The sequence below is a fragment of the Pseudomonas sp. SDO52101_S400 genome (assembly GCF_054071635.1).
In genome coordinates this window covers 16237-32366 of record NZ_JBSVWF010000020.1, presented here as the reverse complement: position 1 = coordinate 32366, position 16130 = coordinate 16237, and the positions used below count along the sequence as shown (strand labels likewise).

At 59.9% G+C, this 16130-nt stretch carries 15 protein-coding genes; 5 read left to right on the top strand and 10 right to left on the bottom strand.

All coding sequences use genetic code 11. The features are described from left to right. Positions 1-149: 149 nt before the first annotated feature. From ACW9HX_RS12575 to ACW9HX_RS12540, 8 genes are all read right to left on the bottom strand, one after another. A complete protein-coding gene (locus ACW9HX_RS12575) occupies positions 150-884 on the bottom strand; it encodes an amino acid ABC transporter ATP-binding protein (protein WP_457380862.1) in 735 nt (244 codons plus the stop codon). Then, complete coding sequence (locus ACW9HX_RS12570) at positions 881-1552, bottom strand: amino acid ABC transporter permease (RefSeq protein ID WP_457380861.1); 672 nt, start codon at positions 1550-1552, stop codon at positions 881-883. Before ACW9HX_RS12570 ends, ACW9HX_RS12575 begins: the two co-directional genes overlap by 4 nt. After that, the gene (locus tag ACW9HX_RS12565; protein ID WP_273540485.1) at positions 1552-2298 is read right to left on the bottom strand and encodes an amino acid ABC transporter permease; all 747 of its coding nucleotides are present in this window, start codon (positions 2296-2298) and stop codon (positions 1552-1554) included. The genes ACW9HX_RS12570 and ACW9HX_RS12565 overlap by 1 nt, the downstream gene beginning before the upstream one ends. A 193-nt stretch (positions 2299-2491) precedes the next feature. Beyond that, on the bottom strand, positions 2492-3418 hold the full coding sequence (locus ACW9HX_RS12560; protein WP_457380860.1) for a glutamate/aspartate ABC transporter substrate-binding protein: 927 nt from the start codon (positions 3416-3418) through the stop codon (positions 2492-2494). A gap of 342 nt (positions 3419-3760) precedes the next feature. After that, positions 3761-5296 (bottom strand): glycerol-3-phosphate dehydrogenase, encoded by a 1536-nt coding sequence (gene glpD / locus ACW9HX_RS12555; protein WP_457380859.1) that lies wholly within the window; start codon positions 5294-5296, stop codon positions 3761-3763. Between the two features lie 334 nt (positions 5297-5630). Continuing rightward, positions 5631-6386: a DeoR/GlpR family transcriptional regulator gene (locus tag ACW9HX_RS12550; RefSeq protein WP_007953179.1), complete on the bottom strand. Its 756-nt coding sequence runs from the start codon at positions 6384-6386 to the stop codon at positions 5631-5633. Between the two features lie 95 nt (positions 6387-6481). Further along, the gene (glpK, locus tag ACW9HX_RS12545) at positions 6482-7984 is read right to left on the bottom strand and encodes a glycerol kinase GlpK (RefSeq protein WP_457380858.1); all 1503 of its coding nucleotides are present in this window, start codon (positions 7982-7984) and stop codon (positions 6482-6484) included. 77 nt (positions 7985-8061) lie between these two features. Then, positions 8062-8913 carry an MIP/aquaporin family protein gene (locus ACW9HX_RS12540; protein WP_134827960.1) on the bottom strand — a complete coding sequence of 284 codons (852 nt, stop codon included), beginning with the start codon at positions 8911-8913 and terminating at the stop codon, positions 8062-8064. Between the two features lie 360 nt (positions 8914-9273). On the opposite strand from ACW9HX_RS12540, the gene ybaK reads away from it, so the two are divergent. After that, the gene (gene ybaK / locus ACW9HX_RS12535) at positions 9274-9744 is read left to right on the top strand and encodes a Cys-tRNA(Pro) deacylase (protein WP_457380857.1); all 471 of its coding nucleotides are present in this window, start codon (positions 9274-9276) and stop codon (positions 9742-9744) included. Between the two features lie 89 nt (positions 9745-9833). Further along, positions 9834-10616: a PhzF family phenazine biosynthesis protein gene (locus ACW9HX_RS12530; protein ID WP_457380856.1), complete on the top strand. Its 783-nt coding sequence runs from the start codon at positions 9834-9836 to the stop codon at positions 10614-10616. 50 nt (positions 10617-10666) lie between these two features. Here ACW9HX_RS12530 and ACW9HX_RS12525 read toward each other — a convergent pair whose 3' ends face one another. After that, on the bottom strand, positions 10667-11776 hold the full coding sequence (locus ACW9HX_RS12525; protein WP_457380855.1) for an ABC transporter ATP-binding protein: 1110 nt from the start codon (positions 11774-11776) through the stop codon (positions 10667-10669). Continuing rightward, on the bottom strand, positions 11773-12693 hold the full coding sequence (gene argF, locus ACW9HX_RS12520) for an ornithine carbamoyltransferase (protein WP_096818463.1): 921 nt from the start codon (positions 12691-12693) through the stop codon (positions 11773-11775). The genes ACW9HX_RS12525 and argF overlap by 4 nt, the downstream gene beginning before the upstream one ends. A 393-nt stretch (positions 12694-13086) precedes the next feature. On the opposite strand from argF, the gene ACW9HX_RS12515 reads away from it, so the two are divergent. From ACW9HX_RS12515 to grxD, 3 genes are all read left to right on the top strand, one after another. After that, a complete protein-coding gene (locus ACW9HX_RS12515) occupies positions 13087-13377 on the top strand; it encodes a hypothetical protein (RefSeq protein ID WP_457380854.1) in 291 nt (96 codons plus the stop codon). Between the two features lie 137 nt (positions 13378-13514). Beyond that, a complete protein-coding gene (locus ACW9HX_RS12510; protein WP_457380853.1) occupies positions 13515-15620 on the top strand; it encodes a molybdopterin oxidoreductase family protein in 2106 nt (701 codons plus the stop codon). A gap of 97 nt (positions 15621-15717) precedes the next feature. Next, positions 15718-16059 carry a Grx4 family monothiol glutaredoxin gene (gene grxD, locus ACW9HX_RS12505; RefSeq protein WP_039765841.1) on the top strand — a complete coding sequence of 114 codons (342 nt, stop codon included), beginning with the start codon at positions 15718-15720 and terminating at the stop codon, positions 16057-16059. Positions 16060-16130 lie beyond the last annotated feature (71 nt).

Below are 16130 nucleotides of genomic sequence, written 5' to 3'. Positions count from 1 at the left end.
AACCACAACACAAATTTCAGGATCATCATCGATCCAATGTGGGAGCGGGCTTGCTCGCGAAAGCGGTGGGGCAGTCAACGAGGATGTGGAAAGTGCCGGCCTCTTTGCGAGCAAGCCCGCTCCCACAGTTGGGGAGCGGTGTGTGGCTTTTAGTGCTGCAGGATTTTCTCGAGGAAATGCTGCGCGCGTTCGGAGCGTTGTTTGATGTCGCCGAAGAACTCTTCTTTCTTGCAGTCTTCGATGATCTTGCCGGCATCCATGAAGATCACCCGGTCGGCCACTTTGCGGGCGAAGCCCATTTCGTGGGTCACGCACATCATGGTCATGCCTTCGTGGGCCAGTTGCACCATCACGTCGAGCACTTCGTTGACCATTTCCGGGTCCAGCGCCGAGGTCGGCTCGTCGAACAGCATGACGATCGGGTCCATCGCCAGCGCACGGGCAATCGCCACACGCTGTTGCTGACCGCCGGACAGTTGGCCCGGGTGCTTGTGGGCATGGGCAGCCAGACCGACGCGATCAAGCAGTTGCAGGCCTTTCTTGGTCGCCTCTTCCTTGCTGCGGCCCAGCACCTTGATCTGCGCGATGGTCAGGTTTTCGGTGATGGTCAGGTGCGGGAACAGTTCGAAATGCTGGAACACCATGCCGACGCGCGAACGCAGTTTCGGCAGGTTGGTCTTCGGGTCGGCAATCGACGTGCCGTCGACCACGATGTCGCCTTTCTGGAACGGCTCGAGTGCGTTGACGCACTTGATCAGGGTCGACTTGCCCGAACCGGACGGACCGCAGACCACGATCACCTCACCCTTTTTGACCTCGGTGCTGCAATCGGTCAGCACCTGGAAGTCCCCATACCACTTGTTGATGTTCTTGATAGAGATCATACGGCGAACCTTTTTTGCAGACGCTTGACCAGCACCGAGGCGGCAAAGCTGATGGTGAAGTACACGAGACCTGCGAAGATCAGGAACTCATTCGAGCGGCCAATGATGTCGCCACTGGCGCGCGAGGCGTTGAGGAAGTCCACCAGGCCCACGGTGTAGACCAGCGAGGTGTCCTGGAACAGGATGATGCTCTGCTGCAGCAGCAGCGGGGTCATTTTGCGGAATGCCTGGGGCAGGATGATCAGGCGCATCATCTGGCCGTAGGTCATGCCCAGTGCCTGTGCGGCACCCATCTGGCCTTTTGGAATCGACTGCACGCCGGCCCGGACGATTTCGCAGAAGTACGCCGCTTCGAACATCATGAAGGCCACGATGCACGAGGTGAACGCGCCGATCGGGGTGTCTTCGCCGGTGATCCAGCGCAGCACGAACGGCACCGCCAGGTAGAACCAGGTGATGACCAGCAGCAGCGGGATCGAGCGGAAATAGTTGACGTAGGCGCCGGCGAGGTTCGACAGCAGTTTGTTGTGGGACAGACGGCACAACGCGAGGAGGGTGCCGAGAATGATCCCGCCGACCACGCCCAGCGCCATCAGCTTGAGGGTCATCAGCATGCCGTTCCACAGGCCGGGAATGGCCGGGACGATGCCACTGAAATCGAAGTCCATCATTTACCCCCTACGGAGATCAGGCCGGGCACGGAGACTTTCTTCTCGACCACGCGCATCAGCAGCATCAGGCTCATGTTCAGGGTGAAATAGATCAGGGTCGCCAGGGTGAAGGCTTCAAACAGGTTGGCCGAGAACTCGGCGGTCTGTTTGGTTTGCGCCAGCAGTTCCATCAGACCGATCAGGGACGCCACGGAGGAGTTCTTGAACACGTTCAGGAATTCTGAGGTGAGCGGTGGAATGATGATCCGGTAGGCCTGGGGCAGCAGCACGTTCCAGTAGATCTGCGGCAGCTTGAAACCCATGGCGCGGGCGGCGGACTCCTGGCCGCGTGGCAGCGCCTGGATACCGGTGCGAACCTGTTCGCAGACACGGGCGGCGGTGAACAGGCCCAGGCAGACGACAACGCTCAGGTAGGCCGAGGTGGTCGGGTTCAGGTCCTGCTTGTACCACTCCTGCAGATCCGGCGGCAGCAGGTCCGGCACCAGGAAGTACCAGATGAACAGCTGAACCAGCAGCGGTACGTTACGGAACAGTTCGACGTAGCAGGTCGCGATGCCCGATACGATGCGGTTCGGCACGGTGCGCATGATGCCCAGCAGCGAGCCCAGCAGCAGGGCGATGATCCAGGCCACGATGGCGATGGCGATGGTCCAGCCCAGACCGGAAATGAACCAGTCGAGATAGGTCTCGCTGCCCACGCCGGTGGACTTGAAGAACACGCCCCAGTCCCAGTTGTAATTCATTAGGGTCTCCCCTCGATTCGATCGATGTACAAGTGCCCGCCTGGGGAAGCTCCGTTCCCAGCCTGATCTTGACGGTCAGGCACACGCGATCGGCTCGAAAACCGCACGCTCGAGTGTTCCAGATTAAAACCAGCAGGTAGTAACAGATGCCTGAGGGAGCCGGGCTCCCTCAGGCGATAAGGTTAGATCAGTGTCAGATTTTTACGTCTGGCGCAGGCTTGTCGCTCGGATTGGCGATCAGCTCTTTAACCTTTTCACTCATCGGGAAGTTCAGGTTCAGGCCTTTGGGCGGGACCGGGCTTTCGAACCATTTGCTGTAGATCTTGTTGATCTCGCCGGATTTGTAGAGGGCGACGATGGCGTCATCGACAGCCTTCTTGAAAGCCGGGTCGTCTTTGCGAACCATGCACGCATAGGCTTCGAAGGACTGTGGCGTACCGGTGATGACCCAGTCGTCCGGCTTCTTGGCCTTGGCTTCTTCGCCGGCCAGCAGGGCGTCGTCCATCATGAAGGCTACGGCGCGGCCGCTTTCCAGCATCTGGAAGGACTCGCCGTGGTCTTTGGCGGAGATGACGTTCATGCCCATCTGCTTGTCAGCGTTCATCGCCTTGATGATGCGCTCGGACGTGGTGCCGGCGGTGGTCACGACGTTCTTGCCTTTCAGATCGGCAAAGTCGTTGTAGGACGGCTTGCCTTCCTTGTCTTTCTTGACCAGCAGGCGGGTGCCGATTTCGAAGATGTTGACGGTGAAGTCGACTTGCTGGGCGCGTTCGGCGTTGTTGGTGGTGGAACCACACTCGATATCCACGGTGCCGTTCTGTACCAGAGGAATACGGGTTTGCGAGGTGACCAGGTTGTACTTGGCGTTCAGATCAGGCTTGTTCAGGTCTTTTTTCAGGGCTTCGACGATAGCGATCTGAATGTCGTGGGAGTAGCCCACCGGTTTGCCCGAAGCATCCGCGATGTAGGAGAAAGGAATGGAGCTGTCACGGTGACCCAGGGTGATGGTGCCCGAGTCATTGATCTTCTTAAGGGTGCCGGTGAGTTCGGCAGCGAAAACTGGTGTGCTGATCAGAGCGGCAGCAATGGCTGCGCCCAGGATATGGGGAACGATGCGCATCAAATTTTCCTCGACATTGTTTTTTTTATGGAGCCGGTTGAGCGGGCCCTTTTGAGCTTCGAATGCCTGACGGCTCCTGTTGTGCTGGCGCAACAAGCATTCGTCGAAGGAGTGTAGAGCATGAGTCGTGCCAGACCAGTTGCTACAAGTTAACTTGTTGATTTATTTGATTATTAAGGTTTTGTGATGGTGTTTTTCTGCGTTCCTGATCCGGTTATCCGAATCGACTGAATGGTCGCGTTCGGAAAACCGAACATCATTCGTCATCCCGTGTTTCAGTCGAGATGCAAAAAGCCCCTGAATCTCTCGATTCAGGGGCTTTTGGTTTTGCGGGAAGTTTGATCAGGCCGCTTCGATCTTGCGGTTCTGCTCGACCTTGTTCAGGTACGCCGCCAGCTTTTCCTGCTCGGCCGGGGTGGTGAACAGCCCCAGTTTGCTGCGGCGCCACAGGATGTCGTGAGCGGTGGTGGCCCATTCTTCGGCGCACAGGTAATCGACTTCACGGGTGTAGAGACCGCCGCCGATGTGCTCGCCCATATCGGCGAGGGTGTCCACGCCTTCGAGCATGCGCCAGGTGCGGCTGCCGTAGGTGGTGGCCCAGCGGCGGGCGATTTCGGTCGGCACGAAGTCGAACTTGTCGCGGATCAGCGCACTCAGGGCCTGCGGCGTGGTCATGTCTTCGCCGCCGGGCAGGGTGGCTGTAGCCGTCCAGCTCGGGCGCATCTGGGTGAAGAACGGCATCAGTTGTGCCATCGCCGACTCGGCGAGTTTGCGGTAGGTGGTCAGCTTGCCGCCGAACACCGACAGCAACGGGGCCTCTTCGGTGCTGCCGGACAGCGCCAGGGTGTAGTCGCGAGTCACCGCTGAAGGGTTGTCGGATTCGTCGTTGCACAGTGGGCGTACGCCCGAGTAGGTGTGCAGGATGTCGTCACGGCTGATCTGCTTTTTGAAGTGGGCGTTGACCACTTTGAGCAGGTAATCGGTTTCGCCGTCGGTGATCGCCACTTTGGCCGGATCGCCGGTGTACTCGCGGTCGGTGGTGCCGATCAGCGTCAGGTTGTTCAGGTACGGAATGGTGAAAACGATGCGCTGATCCTCGTTTTGCAGGATGTGCGCGTGATCGCCTTCGTACAGCTTCGGCACGATGATGTGGCTGCCCTGAATCAGGCGGATGCCATACGGCGACTCCATCTTCAGGTCGTCACGGATGAACTTGGCGACCCAAGGGCCGGCGGCGTTCACCAACGCTTTGGCGGTGATCGAAAACAGGCTGCCGTCGGCACGTTCCAGGTTCAGGTGCCACAGGCCTTTGGCGCGGCGGGCGCTGACGCAACGGGTCTGGGTGTGGACGTGCGCGCCTTTTTCACGGGCTGCCATGGCGTTCAATACCACGAGGCGGGCGTCATCGACCCAGCAGTCGGAGTATTCGAAGCCTTTGGTGATTTCGCTTTTCAGCGCGCTGTCGGCGCCGAACTTCAGGCTCTTGGAGCCGGCGAGTTTTTCGCGCTTGCCGAGGTTGTCATAGAGGAACAGGCCGGCACGGATCATCCACGCCGGGCGCAGGTGTGGACGGTGCGGCAGCACGAAACGCATCGGCTTGACGATGTGCGGGGCCTTGGCCAGCAGCACTTCGCGTTCGGCCAGGGCTTCGCGCACCAGACGGAATTCATAATGTTCGAGGTAGCGCAGGCCACCGTGGATCAGCTTGCTGCTGGCCGACGAGGTGTGGCTGGCCAGGTCGTCCTTTTCGCAAAGGAACACCGAAAGACCGCGACCGGCGGCATCCGCTGCGATCCCCACGCCATTGATCCCGCCGCCGATGACGGCGATATCGTAGATCTCGGAGATAGGGGGCGTACGCAAGGTAGATGTGGACATCGGCTGGCCTCGGGCTCTTTTGATTTTCTGTCTTGGAAATCGAACATGAATGTTCATTTGCGAAAATGGTAGCCCATAAAGACGCGCGCAGCCAGTCGACTTCGATTGAAAAAACTCATCGAAGGGCGGAGAAAGGAAAATATTCGAACATGAAATGCGCGTCAGGACGCCAGAAGTTTGGTGAGTTGCAAGTCGCCTTCGCGGGCAAGCCCGCTCCCACAGTGGTTGGCTGTGCTCACAAATCTTGTGGCCGACTCAACACCTGTGGGAGCGGGCTTGCCCCGGGCGGCGATCCGACGAAGGCGCCAGAACAGGCGCTGAGATGTAAGAGGGGTTAAACGACTTCCAGGCGAATCTTGTGCTGACTCAGCAGTTGCGCCAGTGCCGGCACCGGCTGCTGGTCGGTGACCAGGCAATCGATCAGGCTGATCGGGCCGAGGCGGATCATCGCGTTACGGCCGAATTTGCTGGAGTCTGCCGCCAGAATCACCTGCCGGGCATTGGCGATGATCGCCTGGGACACCCGCACTTCCTGGTAATCGAAGTCGAGCAGGCTGCCGTCTTCGTCGATGCCACTGATGCCTACCAGCGCAAAGTCGACCTTGAACTGGTTGATGAAGTCCACGCTCGCCTGACCCACCACGCCGCCGTCGCGACGGACATTGCCGCCGGTCAGCAGCACATCGAAATCATCCTTGGCACTGAGCATCGAGGCAACATGCAGGTTGTTGGTGATGATTTTCAGGTGGCTGTGATTGAGCAGGGCGCGGGCGATGGATTCGGTGGTGGTGCCGATGTTGATGAACAGCGAGGCGTGATCGGGAATCTGTGCGGCGATGGCTTCGCCGATGCGTTGTTTTTCATCGCGCATCTGATCGGCGCGCATCGCATAGGCAGTGTTTTCGACGCTGGAATCATAGGCCGCACCGCCGTGGTAACGACGCAGCAGATTGGCTTCCGCGAGCTGATTGATGTCGCGGCGGATGGTTTGCGGGGTAACAACGAACAGCGTGGCCATTTCCTCGATGCTCACATAGCCGCGTTCGCGGACCAGCTCGAGAATTTGCTGCTGACGGGGAGGCAGATTCATGGGGCTTCCTTTGGGCTGCCGTGCAAAATTTGCCCATGATGCCGCAGGAATCCGCTCCCTACCAGTTACATACGGATACGAGTACTCAGGTTGGCTTATTCAGCGTCTTCACGTGCCCAGTCACGGGTACGGCTGACAGCTTTTTTCCAGCCTTTATACAGCTTCTCTTTCTCGACTTCGTCCAGGCTCGGTTCGAATTCGCGTTCGATCACTGCCTTGCCGCGCAGTTCTTCCAGGCTGCCCCAGAAACCGCACGCCAGACCGGCCAGATAAGCTGCGCCCAGTGCAGTGGTCTCGCGCATTTGCGGACGCTCGACTTGCGTGCCGAGGATGTCGGCCTGGAACTGCATGAGGAAGTTGTTGGCTACCGCGCCACCATCCACGCGCAGGGCCCTGAGGCGTTCGCCGGAGTCCTGTTGCATGGCGTCCAGTACGTCGCGGGTCTGATAGGCAATCGACTCCAGCGCAGCGCGGATGATGTGATCCACACGCACGCCGCGAGTCAGGCCGAACAGGGCGCCACGAGCGTACGGGTCCCAGTAAGGAGCGCCGAGGCCGGTGAAGGCTGGCACCAGATAGACGCCGTTGCTGTCCTTCACTTTATTGGCGAAGTATTCGGTGTCGTGGGCGTCGTTGATGATCTTCAGTTCATCGCGCAGCCACTGCACGGTGGAGCCACCGTTGAACACCGCGCCTTCCAGTGCGTAAGCCACTTCGCCACGCGGGCCGCAGGCGATGGTGGTAAGCATGCCGTGCTGGGATTTCACCGCTTTGTCGCCGGTGTTCATCAGCAGGAAGCAACCGGTGCCGTAGGTGTTTTTCGCCTGGCCCGGCTCCACGCACATCTGGCCGAAGAGCGCAGCCTGCTGGTCGCCGGCGATACCGCCGATGGCGATGCCGCTCTTGGTGCGACCGTAGATTTCCGAGGAGGCCTTCACTTCCGGCAGCATTTCGCGAGGGATGTCGAGGATCTCCAGCATCTTCGCGTCCCACTCAAGCGAGTGGATGTTGAAGAGCATGGTGCGCGAAGCGTTGGTGTAGTCGGTGACGTGGACCTTGCCGCCGGTAAATTTCCAGATCAGCCAGCTGTCGACGGTGCCGAACAGCAGTTCGCCATTGCGCGCACGTTCGCGGCTGCCTTCGACGTTGTCGAGAATCCACTTCAGTTTGGTGCCGGAGAAGTACGGGTCGGTGACCAGGCCGGTGTTGTCGCGGATGTAGTCTTCATGACCGTCGCGCTTGAGCTGCTGGCAGATCTCGGTGCTGCGGCGGCATTGCCAGACGATCGCGTTGTAGACCGGGCGGCCGGTGGTCTTGTCCCAGACCACAGTGGTTTCACGCTGGTTGGTGATACCAATGGCGGCCACCTGGTCGTGATGCAGACCAGCCTGGGCCAGCGCTTCGACCATCACGGCGCTCTGGGTGGCGAAGATTTCCATCGGGTCGTGTTCGACCCAGCCGGCTTGCGGATAATGCTGGGCGAATTCGCGCTGCGCGGTGCAGACCACGTTCGCATCGCGGTCGAAAATGATCGCGCGGGAGCTGGTCGTACCCTGATCGAGGGCAATGATGTAGTTCTTATTCTGAATGTCGGTCATGTCGATTGCCTTGGACGAAATAAGGGAGAGTGGGCCGTGGCGCAGGTTCGAATGGGCAGGAACCTGCGCCGACTGTTTCAAGAAGTTCTTGGTTTGCCGTCAATGGCCGGTTCTGCATCCTTTGTAGCAGGTGTGGCGCCGGTCAGGTGACGGGCAATCAGCCCGCGATACCCGGCAGCGCCGAGGCAGGCACCGACAATCGGTGCAAAAATCGGAATCAGGAAGTACGGGATTTCACGTGCGCCGGTGAAGGAAATTTCACCCCAGCCCGCGAAGAAAGTCATCAGTTTCGGACCGAAGTCACGGGCCGGGTTCATCGCGAAACCGGTCAGCGGGCCCATCGAACTGCCGATCACGGCAATCAGCAGACCGATCAGCAGTGGCGCCAGCGGGCCTTTCGGCAGGCCGTTGTTGTCGTCGGTAAGGGACATGATCACGCCCATCAGGATCGCCGTGATGATCACCTCGACCAGGAACGCCTGGGCCGTCGACAGCGCAGGGTTCGGGAAGGTGGAGAACACCGAGGCCAGTTCCAGGCTGGCGGCCGAGCCACGAACCATATGGTGAGTTTGTTCGAAATCGAAGAACAGGTTGCTGTACAGCGTGTAAACCAACAGCGCGCCGCAGAAGGCGCCAGCAACCTGCGAGAGAATGTAGAACGGCAGTTTGCGCTTTTCGAAATCGGCGAAAATGCTCAGGGCGATACTGACTGCAGGGTTCAGGTGTGCACCGGAAACCCCGGCGGTGAGGTAGATCGCCATGCTCACGCCGACGCCCCAGATGATGCTGATTTCCCACAGGCCGAAGCTGGCGCCCGCGACCTTGAGCGCGGCGACGCAGCCAGTACCGAAAAAGATCAGAAGTGCAGTACCCAGAAACTCGGCCAGGCACTGGCTCGATAGCGATGGTTGCTGTAACGCAGTTGTCATTGAAAACCTCGGTTTTTGTTGTTGTCTGGCGCGTTTGCCGACAGGCAAGGCGCGATTTTCGCCGGGGCAGGATCCCCATCCTGTTCCCGGTTTACTGCTGGGTGCTGCGGTGATGATAATTCTTACATTATTCAGATTCGAAAAAATATAGACAAGAAACAAAGCTGTCAAAGGTCGAAAGTGAACCGTCAGTCACAAATAAACTATCAGTCATGTGAATGATCCTGCGGGTCACTGGCCTGACGATCCTGTTATGGGCCTGCAAGCCCCGTGAAACGTGGCGCGTGTTAGAGCCTTTTAAGTAGCGATGGCCTAGAATCCTGCGCAGGTTTTTTTGCCACTGCCGAGCCTGGAGCTGCCATGACCCCTGCGTTGGACTTGTTGAAAAAAGTTCGTGCCGAACATCGCGTGCACAGTTACGAACATGACCCCAAGGCGGCGTCCTATGGGCTGGAGGCCGCGGAAAAACTGGGGCTGGAGCCGGCACAGGTGTTCAAGACGCTGCTGGCGGCCAGCGAAAAAGGTGAATTGCTGGTGGCGGTGGTGCCGGTCGTCGGAAGTCTTGACCTCAAGGGGCTGGCCCACGCCGCCGGCGTGAAAAAAGTGGAGATGGCCGACCCGGCCGCCGCGCAGCGTTCCACGGGGTACCTGTTGGGCGGCATCAGTCCGCTGGGACAGAAAAAACGCCTGCGTACCTTTATTGATAATTCCGCCGTGGCTTTTGCGACCATTTATGTCAGTGCCGGGCGGCGTGGGCTGGAAGTCGAACTGGCGCCCGCCATACTCGCCGAGCACACTCAGGCCAAATTTGCTGAGATCGGTCGGTCCTGATGGCTGTATGAGGAAAATTGGCCGGTTCTGTCACTGGCGATGAGCGAGCCGTAGCGGCATGCTCCGTTGACGAATTCAGGGAGAAGGTTATGCAGCTCGAGTTTCATCAGGTCGACGCATTCAGTGATCGGCCGTTCAGTGGCAACCCGGCGATGGTCTATCGGCTCGATGCGTGGCTCGCGGACGACTTGATGCAGAAGATCGCCGCCGAACACAATCTGGCGGAAACCGCGTTTCTGGTGCGCGAAGGCCAGGCCTGGCATATCCGCTGGTTCACGCCGACCACCGAGGTGCCGCTGTGTGGTCACGCGACCCTGGCCAGCGCCTTTGTGTTGTTCGAGATTTATAAGGAAAGCGCCGAACGTCTGGATTTCACCTGCAAGTCCGGGCCGTTGAGTGTCAGTCGCGAAGGCGACAGGCTGTGGCTGGATTTCCCGGCCATCGAAGCGGTGGAAAAAGGCGTCACCCTCGAAATCGAAAGGGCGCTGAATGTTCAGGCAGTGGACGTCCTGAGTTCCAACGAGTTGTTTGTGGTGCTGGAGTCCGAACAGGCGGTGCTCGATTGCCAACCGGACATGGTCGCCCTGGCCAAGCTGCCGTGGTTGGGTGCGATCGTCACGGCACGGGGCAATCAGCATGATTTTGTCTCCCGCTACTTCGCTCCGGCCATCGGTATCAATGAAGACCCGGTGACCGGCTCGACTCATTGCAGCCTGATCCCGTATTGGTCAAAACGTTTGGGCAAATCGAGCCTGACCGCGTGCCAGCGTTCGGCGCGAGGTGGGGAGCTGTTCTGTCGGCTGGAAGGCGATCGGGTGAAGATCGGCGGGAATGCCACACTCGTTGCGAGCGGCACATTGATGCTGGGCTGAGGCCAAAAAAATAAGGGAGCCATCAGGCTCCCTCATCGTTTCGGTACAGATCAGTGCGCGGTGCTGTAACGGCGAACGCCGTTTTCCACGGCCGGGATCTGCGCAGCGGTGCTGCCCGAGGCCTGGAACAACACCAGGTGTTCCGCCGCCACTCGAATCCCGACATCCGCACCGACCTGATGATCGGCATGGCTCGGGAATATCGATTCCAGCTGTGCGCCGGTCGGCAGTTGCAGGCGATACAGGGTCGAGGCGCCGAGGAATGTCTTTCCGACGATCCGTGCTTTCAACGCGCTGTCCGGGGCGTAAACGATGTCATCCGGACGCAGGAGCACATCCACCGCGCCGCCGATCGGCCAGGTGTAGGCGCGGTTGCCGCGCAGTTCGCCGAGCTCGGTCTGCACCGATTCCGGGCTGCCGAGCCGGCCACGAATGAAGTAACCCTGACCGATGAAACTCGCCACAAACGGCGTCGCCGGCTCGTGATAGAGGTTGTACGGCGTGTCCCACTGCTCCAGCCGGCCTTCCTTGAACACGCCGACGTGATCGCTGACGGCGAACGCTTCTTCCTGGTCGTGAGTCACCAGAATCGCACTGGTACCACGGGCCTTGAGGATGTCACGCACCTCATGGCTGAGCTTGCGTCGCAGCTCGCCGTCGAGGTTGGAAAACGGTTCGTCGAGCAGCAGCAGTTGCGGCTCCGGTGCCAAAGCGCGGGCGAGGGCGACACGTTGCTGCTGGCCGCCGGACAGCTCATGGGGGAAGCGCTTGCCGAGGTTCTTCAGATTGACCAGCTCCAGCAGTTCTTCGACGACACGCTCCCTGTTCGGGTGCTTGCGAATGCCGAAGGCGATGTTGTCCGCGACGCTCAGGTGCGGGAACAGCGCGTAGTCCTGGAACACCATACCGATCCGGCGTTTCTCCGGGGCGAGGGTGAAACCGGCGCTGGAGATCACTTCACCGCCGAGAGAAATTTCCCCTTCGTGCACCGGTTCGAAACCGGCGATGGCGCGCAGGGTGGTGGTCTTGCCGCAGCCCGAAGAGCCGAGCAGGCAACCGATGTCGCCGGCGTTGAGGTGCAGATTGAGGTTCTGCACCACACGTTGATCTTGGTAGCCGCAAGCGAGGTTGCGCAGATTCAGCAGTAATTCATGACTCATGCGTGGTGATATGCCGGTTCGACGAGGAACTCGAGCAGGGCCTTCTGTGCGTGGAGACGGTTTTCTGCCTGATCCCAGGCGACGGAGCGCGGGTCATCAAGCAGGTCGAGGCTGATTTCTTCGCCGCGGTGGGCGGGCAGGCAGTGCAGGAACAGTACGTCCTCGGCGGCCAGGTCGAGCAGGGCGCGGGTGACCTGGAACGGCGCGAACAGCTTGAGGCGCTTGGCGGTTTCCTCTTCCTGGCCCATGGAGGTCCAGACGTCGGTGCTCACCAGATGCGCGCCGCGCACGGCGTCTTTCGGATCGCGGACGATGGTCACGCGATCACCGGCCTTGGCCAGGAATTCAGGGTTTGGTTCATAGCCTTCAGGGCAGGCGACGCGCAACTGGAAGTCGAACTGGATTGCCGCTTCTATATAGCTGTTGCACATGTTGTTGCCGTCGCCGATCCAGGCCACGGTCTTGCCCTGGATCGACCCACGGTGTTCGAGGAACGTCTGCATGTCGGCCAGCAGCTGGCACGGATGCAGGTCATCGGACAGGCCGTTGATCACCGGCACGCGGGAGTTGGCGGCAAATTCGGTCAGGGTGCTGTGGGCAAAGGTACGGATCATCACCGCATCGAGCATGCTCGACATGACGATGGCGCAGTCGCCGATGGGCTCGCCACGGCCCAGTTGAGTGTCGCGCGGCGAAAGGAAGATCGCCTGGCCACCGAGCTGGATCATGCCGGCCTCGAAGGAGATCCGGGTGCGGGTCGAGGATTTCTCGAAGATCATCCCCAGGACGCGGTTTTTCAGAGGCTCGAACAGTACGCCGCGGTTACGCAGGTCCTTGAGCTCAACGCCTCGACGGATCACGCTGACCAGCTCTTCGGGCGTGCAATCCATCAGGGAGAGAAAGTGCCTTGCGCTCATCATTGACTACCTTTTTGCTACAAACCGCAGATGCTCAAAGCCTTGTTTATCGGAACAACGGGCGAGACCTGCGGCGTAAGCCGCACGGGGGCGACGAAATAGGGGAAGGCGCGATATTGACACTAAATGTCGCGTTTTTCCAATAGGCTGCGATTCTTGCGGATATTGCGGGGGGATGACGTCACACGAAGCGCGGATTTCATGCCGGATTTCGAGACCTTTGTACACTGGCGCCGCAGGGCTTGGCAATCAGGCAGGGCGGGGATGGAGCAGGCCTGGTCGGTTTGCGACCGGTCAGCCGGGGATTCGCTGGTCGGATGTCAGACCTGAAACATTTGCTAAAGCAAAGTGCTGGGTTATAAATAACTGACGAGCGACGCAGGAAGCCTCCGCATGGAATCGAAAGAAAAACTGTTAATGGAATTACTGGGCCACACGGCACGCTCACTGACACATCTGACGGCGTCGATCACCTCATTGTCCTTCGAATTGCTGCGCAGCGAAGACGAAGTGGTCAAGACGGCCGGCCGCCACATGATCGATCGCATGGCCACCATCAGCACCGGGCTCGACGAGCATTGGCGGCTGATCGGCGAACTCACCGGGGTGCATGTCGCCCACGAGCAGATCGAAACCATCCAGGAAATCCAGCTGGCAGCGCCGCCCCAGTTGCCTTCCAACTGATCGCGATGAAGGGCTATCGGCTCGCCTGATGGTCACCGATTCACAAGACGAACGTCGCTGGCGCAGCGCCCGGTCAGGCGCCATAGTTTTGTTCCCGCAGGCGTTATTGCCTGCCCAGAACAAGACAGAGACTGGCCATGACCAAGACTCTCCATCACCGTGCGTGCCACCTGTGCGAAGCCATCTGCGGCTTGAGCATCGAAACCACTGAAACCGAAGGCCAGGTGCAGATTACCTCGATCAAGGGGGACGCACTGGATACGTTCAGTCGCGGGCACATCTGCCCCAAAGCCGTGGCGCTGCAAGACATCCAGAACGATCCGGATCGCCTGCGCCAGCCCATGCGCCGGGTTGGCAGTGAATGGTTGCCGATCGAGTGGGAAGAGGCCTTTGAGCTGGTGGCTGAAAAACTGTCGGCCATTCAAGCACGTCATGGGCAGAACTCGGTTGCCGTGTATCAGGGCAATCCAAGCGTTCACAATTACGGGCTGATGACCCACAGCAACTACTTTCTGGGTTTGTTGAAAACCCGTAATCGATACTCGGCGACCTCGGTCGACCAGTTGCCCCATCACCTGACCAGCTACTTGATGTACGGCCACGGCTTGCTGCTGCCGATCCCGGACATCGATCACACCGACTTCATGCTGATTCTGGGCGGCAACCCGCTGGCGTCCAACGGCAGCATCATGACCGTGCCGGATGTGGAAAAACGTCTGAAGGCGATTCAGGCCCGAGGCGGCAAAGTGGTGGTGGTCGATCCGCGGCGCAGCGAGACGGCGGCGATGGCCGACCAGCACCTGTTTGTGCGCCCTGGTGGCGATGCGGCGCTGCTGTTTGGTGTGCTCAACACGCTGTTCAGCGAGGGGCTGGCCTCGGACAGCCATCTGCCGGTGGACGGTCTGGATGACGTGCGCGCTGCAGTGGCGGCTTTCACGGCCGAAGCCATGAGCCCGTTGTGCGCGGTTCCCGCCGAGCAGATCCGCCAATTGGCCCGGGATTTCGCCGCTGCGCCTAGCGCCGTCTGCTACGGGCGGATGGGTGTTTCCACCCAGGCTTTCGGCACGCTGTGCCATTGGGTCGTGCAACTGATCAATCTGGTGACCGGCAACCTCGATCGCGTTGGCGGTGCGCTGTGCACCGAGCCGGCGGTGGACTTGGTGGCTTCCACTTCTGGCGGGCACTTCAATAAATGGCAAAGCCGTGTCTCGGGTCGTCCGGAATACGGCGGCGAACTGCCGGTCTCGGCGCTGGCCGAAGAAATGCTCACGGAAGGAGAGGGCCAGATTCGCGCGCTGATCACCGTGGCCGGTAATCCGGTGCTGTCCACACCCAATGGCCGGCAACTGGAGCAGGCGCTCGACGGGTTGGAGTTCATGGTCAGCGTTGACCTGTATATCAACGAAACCACGCGCTATGCCGACCTGATCCTGCCGTCCACCTCGGCGCTGGAGAATGATCACTACGACACCACGTTCAATCTGTTCGCAGTACGCAACGTCACCCGTTTCAACCGGGCGATTCTCGCCAAGCCCGAGGGCGCGCTGCATGACTGGGAGATCTTCGTCGGCCTGGCCAAGGCGTTTGCGGCGAAGACCGACAAGGAATTGAAACCGACGATGCCGCCGGCGAAGATGATCGACATGGGCCTGCGCATGGGGCTGTATGGCGATGCATCGGAGCACAAGCTGTCGCTGGCAGCGCTGTTCGACCATCCGCACGGCGTTGATCTGGGGGCGCTGAAGCCCAACCTGGCACCGCGATTGAAGACTTCCAATCAACGAGTACAGGCTGCACCACCGGAAATTCTGGCCGACCTGGCGCGCTTTTCTGCCTTGCAGGCACCGGCCGCCGATGAGTTGTTGATGATCGGCCGGCGCCATGTGCGCAGCAACAATTCGTGGATGCACAACTATCATCGATTGGTGAAGGGCAAGCCGCGTCATCAGTTGTTGATGAACCCGGACGATCTCGCCAGTCGCGGGCTCACTGATGGTCAGCTTGTGCGCGTCAGCTCCCGGGTCGGGCAGATCGAGGTCGAAGTGTTGGGCAGTGCGGACATGATGCCGGGCGTGGTCAGCCTGCCGCACGGTTGGGGCCATGCGCGCCCGGGCGTGCGGATGTCGATTGCCAGCGGCCAGCCGGGTTCCAGCGCCAACGATCTGACCGATGAGTGTCAGCTCGACGAGTTGTCGGGCAATGCGGCGCTCAATGGCGTACCGGTGACCGTGGCGGCGGCTTGAGCAAGTCTGTCGGGGAGACCGAGCAGGGCGCTCGGGATTCCGTTACAATGCGCCACCGTGCCGACCCATGAGTCGGAAAGTTCAGCCGAGGTGCTCCATGGATATCATCGAAACGATTAAAGAGCAGATTGCCAACAACACCATTCTGCTTTACATGAAAGGCTCGCCGAATGCCCCGCAGTGTGGCTTCTCCGCGAAAGCTGCGCAGGCTGTGATGGGCTGTGGCGAGAAGTTCGCCTACGTCGACATCCTGCAGAACCCGGAAATCCGTGCCAACCTGCCGAAGTACGCCAACTGGCCGACTTTCCCGCAGCTGTGGGTAGCCGGTGAACTGGTCGGCGGCAGCGACATCATGGCTGAAATGTTCGCCAACGGTGAGCTGCAGACTCTGGTCAAGGAAGCATCCGCCAAGGCTGCTGCGGCCAAGTCCGAAGCCTGACTGGTTTCAGCCCGGATTTCGGCGAGTCTGAAGTCCGGGCAATAAAAAGCCCCGCCTCTCGAAAGAGGGCG

Excerpts from the sequence above, each read along its gene's own strand:
- grxD (WP_039765841.1), top strand. The coding sequence starts at position 15,718 with ATGGATATCATCGAAACGATTAAAGAGCAGATTGCCAACAACACCATT.
- glpD (WP_457380859.1), bottom strand. The coding sequence starts at position 5,296 with ATGTCCACATCTACCTTGCGTACGCCCCCTATCTCCGAGATCTACGAT.
- ACW9HX_RS12540 (WP_134827960.1), bottom strand. The coding sequence starts at position 8,913 with ATGACAACTGCGTTACAGCAACCATCGCTATCGAGCCAGTGCCTGGCC.
- ybaK (WP_457380857.1), top strand. The coding sequence starts at position 9,274 with ATGACCCCTGCGTTGGACTTGTTGAAAAAAGTTCGTGCCGAACATCGC.
- ACW9HX_RS12575 (WP_457380862.1), bottom strand. The coding sequence starts at position 884 with ATGATCTCTATCAAGAACATCAACAAGTGGTATGGGGACTTCCAGGTG.
- ACW9HX_RS12525 (WP_457380855.1), bottom strand. The coding sequence starts at position 11,776 with ATGAGTCATGAATTACTGCTGAATCTGCGCAACCTCGCTTGCGGCTAC.
- ACW9HX_RS12570 (WP_457380861.1), bottom strand. The coding sequence starts at position 1,552 with ATGGACTTCGATTTCAGTGGCATCGTCCCGGCCATTCCCGGCCTGTGG.
- ACW9HX_RS12550 (WP_007953179.1), bottom strand. The coding sequence starts at position 6,386 with ATGAATCTGCCTCCCCGTCAGCAGCAAATTCTCGAGCTGGTCCGCGAA.
- ACW9HX_RS12565 (WP_273540485.1), bottom strand. The coding sequence starts at position 2,298 with ATGAATTACAACTGGGACTGGGGCGTGTTCTTCAAGTCCACCGGCGTG.
- ACW9HX_RS12515 (WP_457380854.1), top strand. The coding sequence starts at position 13,087 with ATGGAATCGAAAGAAAAACTGTTAATGGAATTACTGGGCCACACGGCA.
- ACW9HX_RS12560 (WP_457380860.1), bottom strand. The coding sequence starts at position 3,418 with ATGCGCATCGTTCCCCATATCCTGGGCGCAGCCATTGCTGCCGCTCTG.
- ACW9HX_RS12530 (WP_457380856.1), top strand. The coding sequence starts at position 9,834 with ATGCAGCTCGAGTTTCATCAGGTCGACGCATTCAGTGATCGGCCGTTC.
- ACW9HX_RS12510 (WP_457380853.1), top strand. The coding sequence starts at position 13,515 with ATGACCAAGACTCTCCATCACCGTGCGTGCCACCTGTGCGAAGCCATC.
- glpK (WP_457380858.1), bottom strand. The coding sequence starts at position 7,984 with ATGACCGACATTCAGAATAAGAACTACATCATTGCCCTCGATCAGGGT.
- argF (WP_096818463.1), bottom strand. The coding sequence starts at position 12,693 with ATGAGCGCAAGGCACTTTCTCTCCCTGATGGATTGCACGCCCGAAGAG.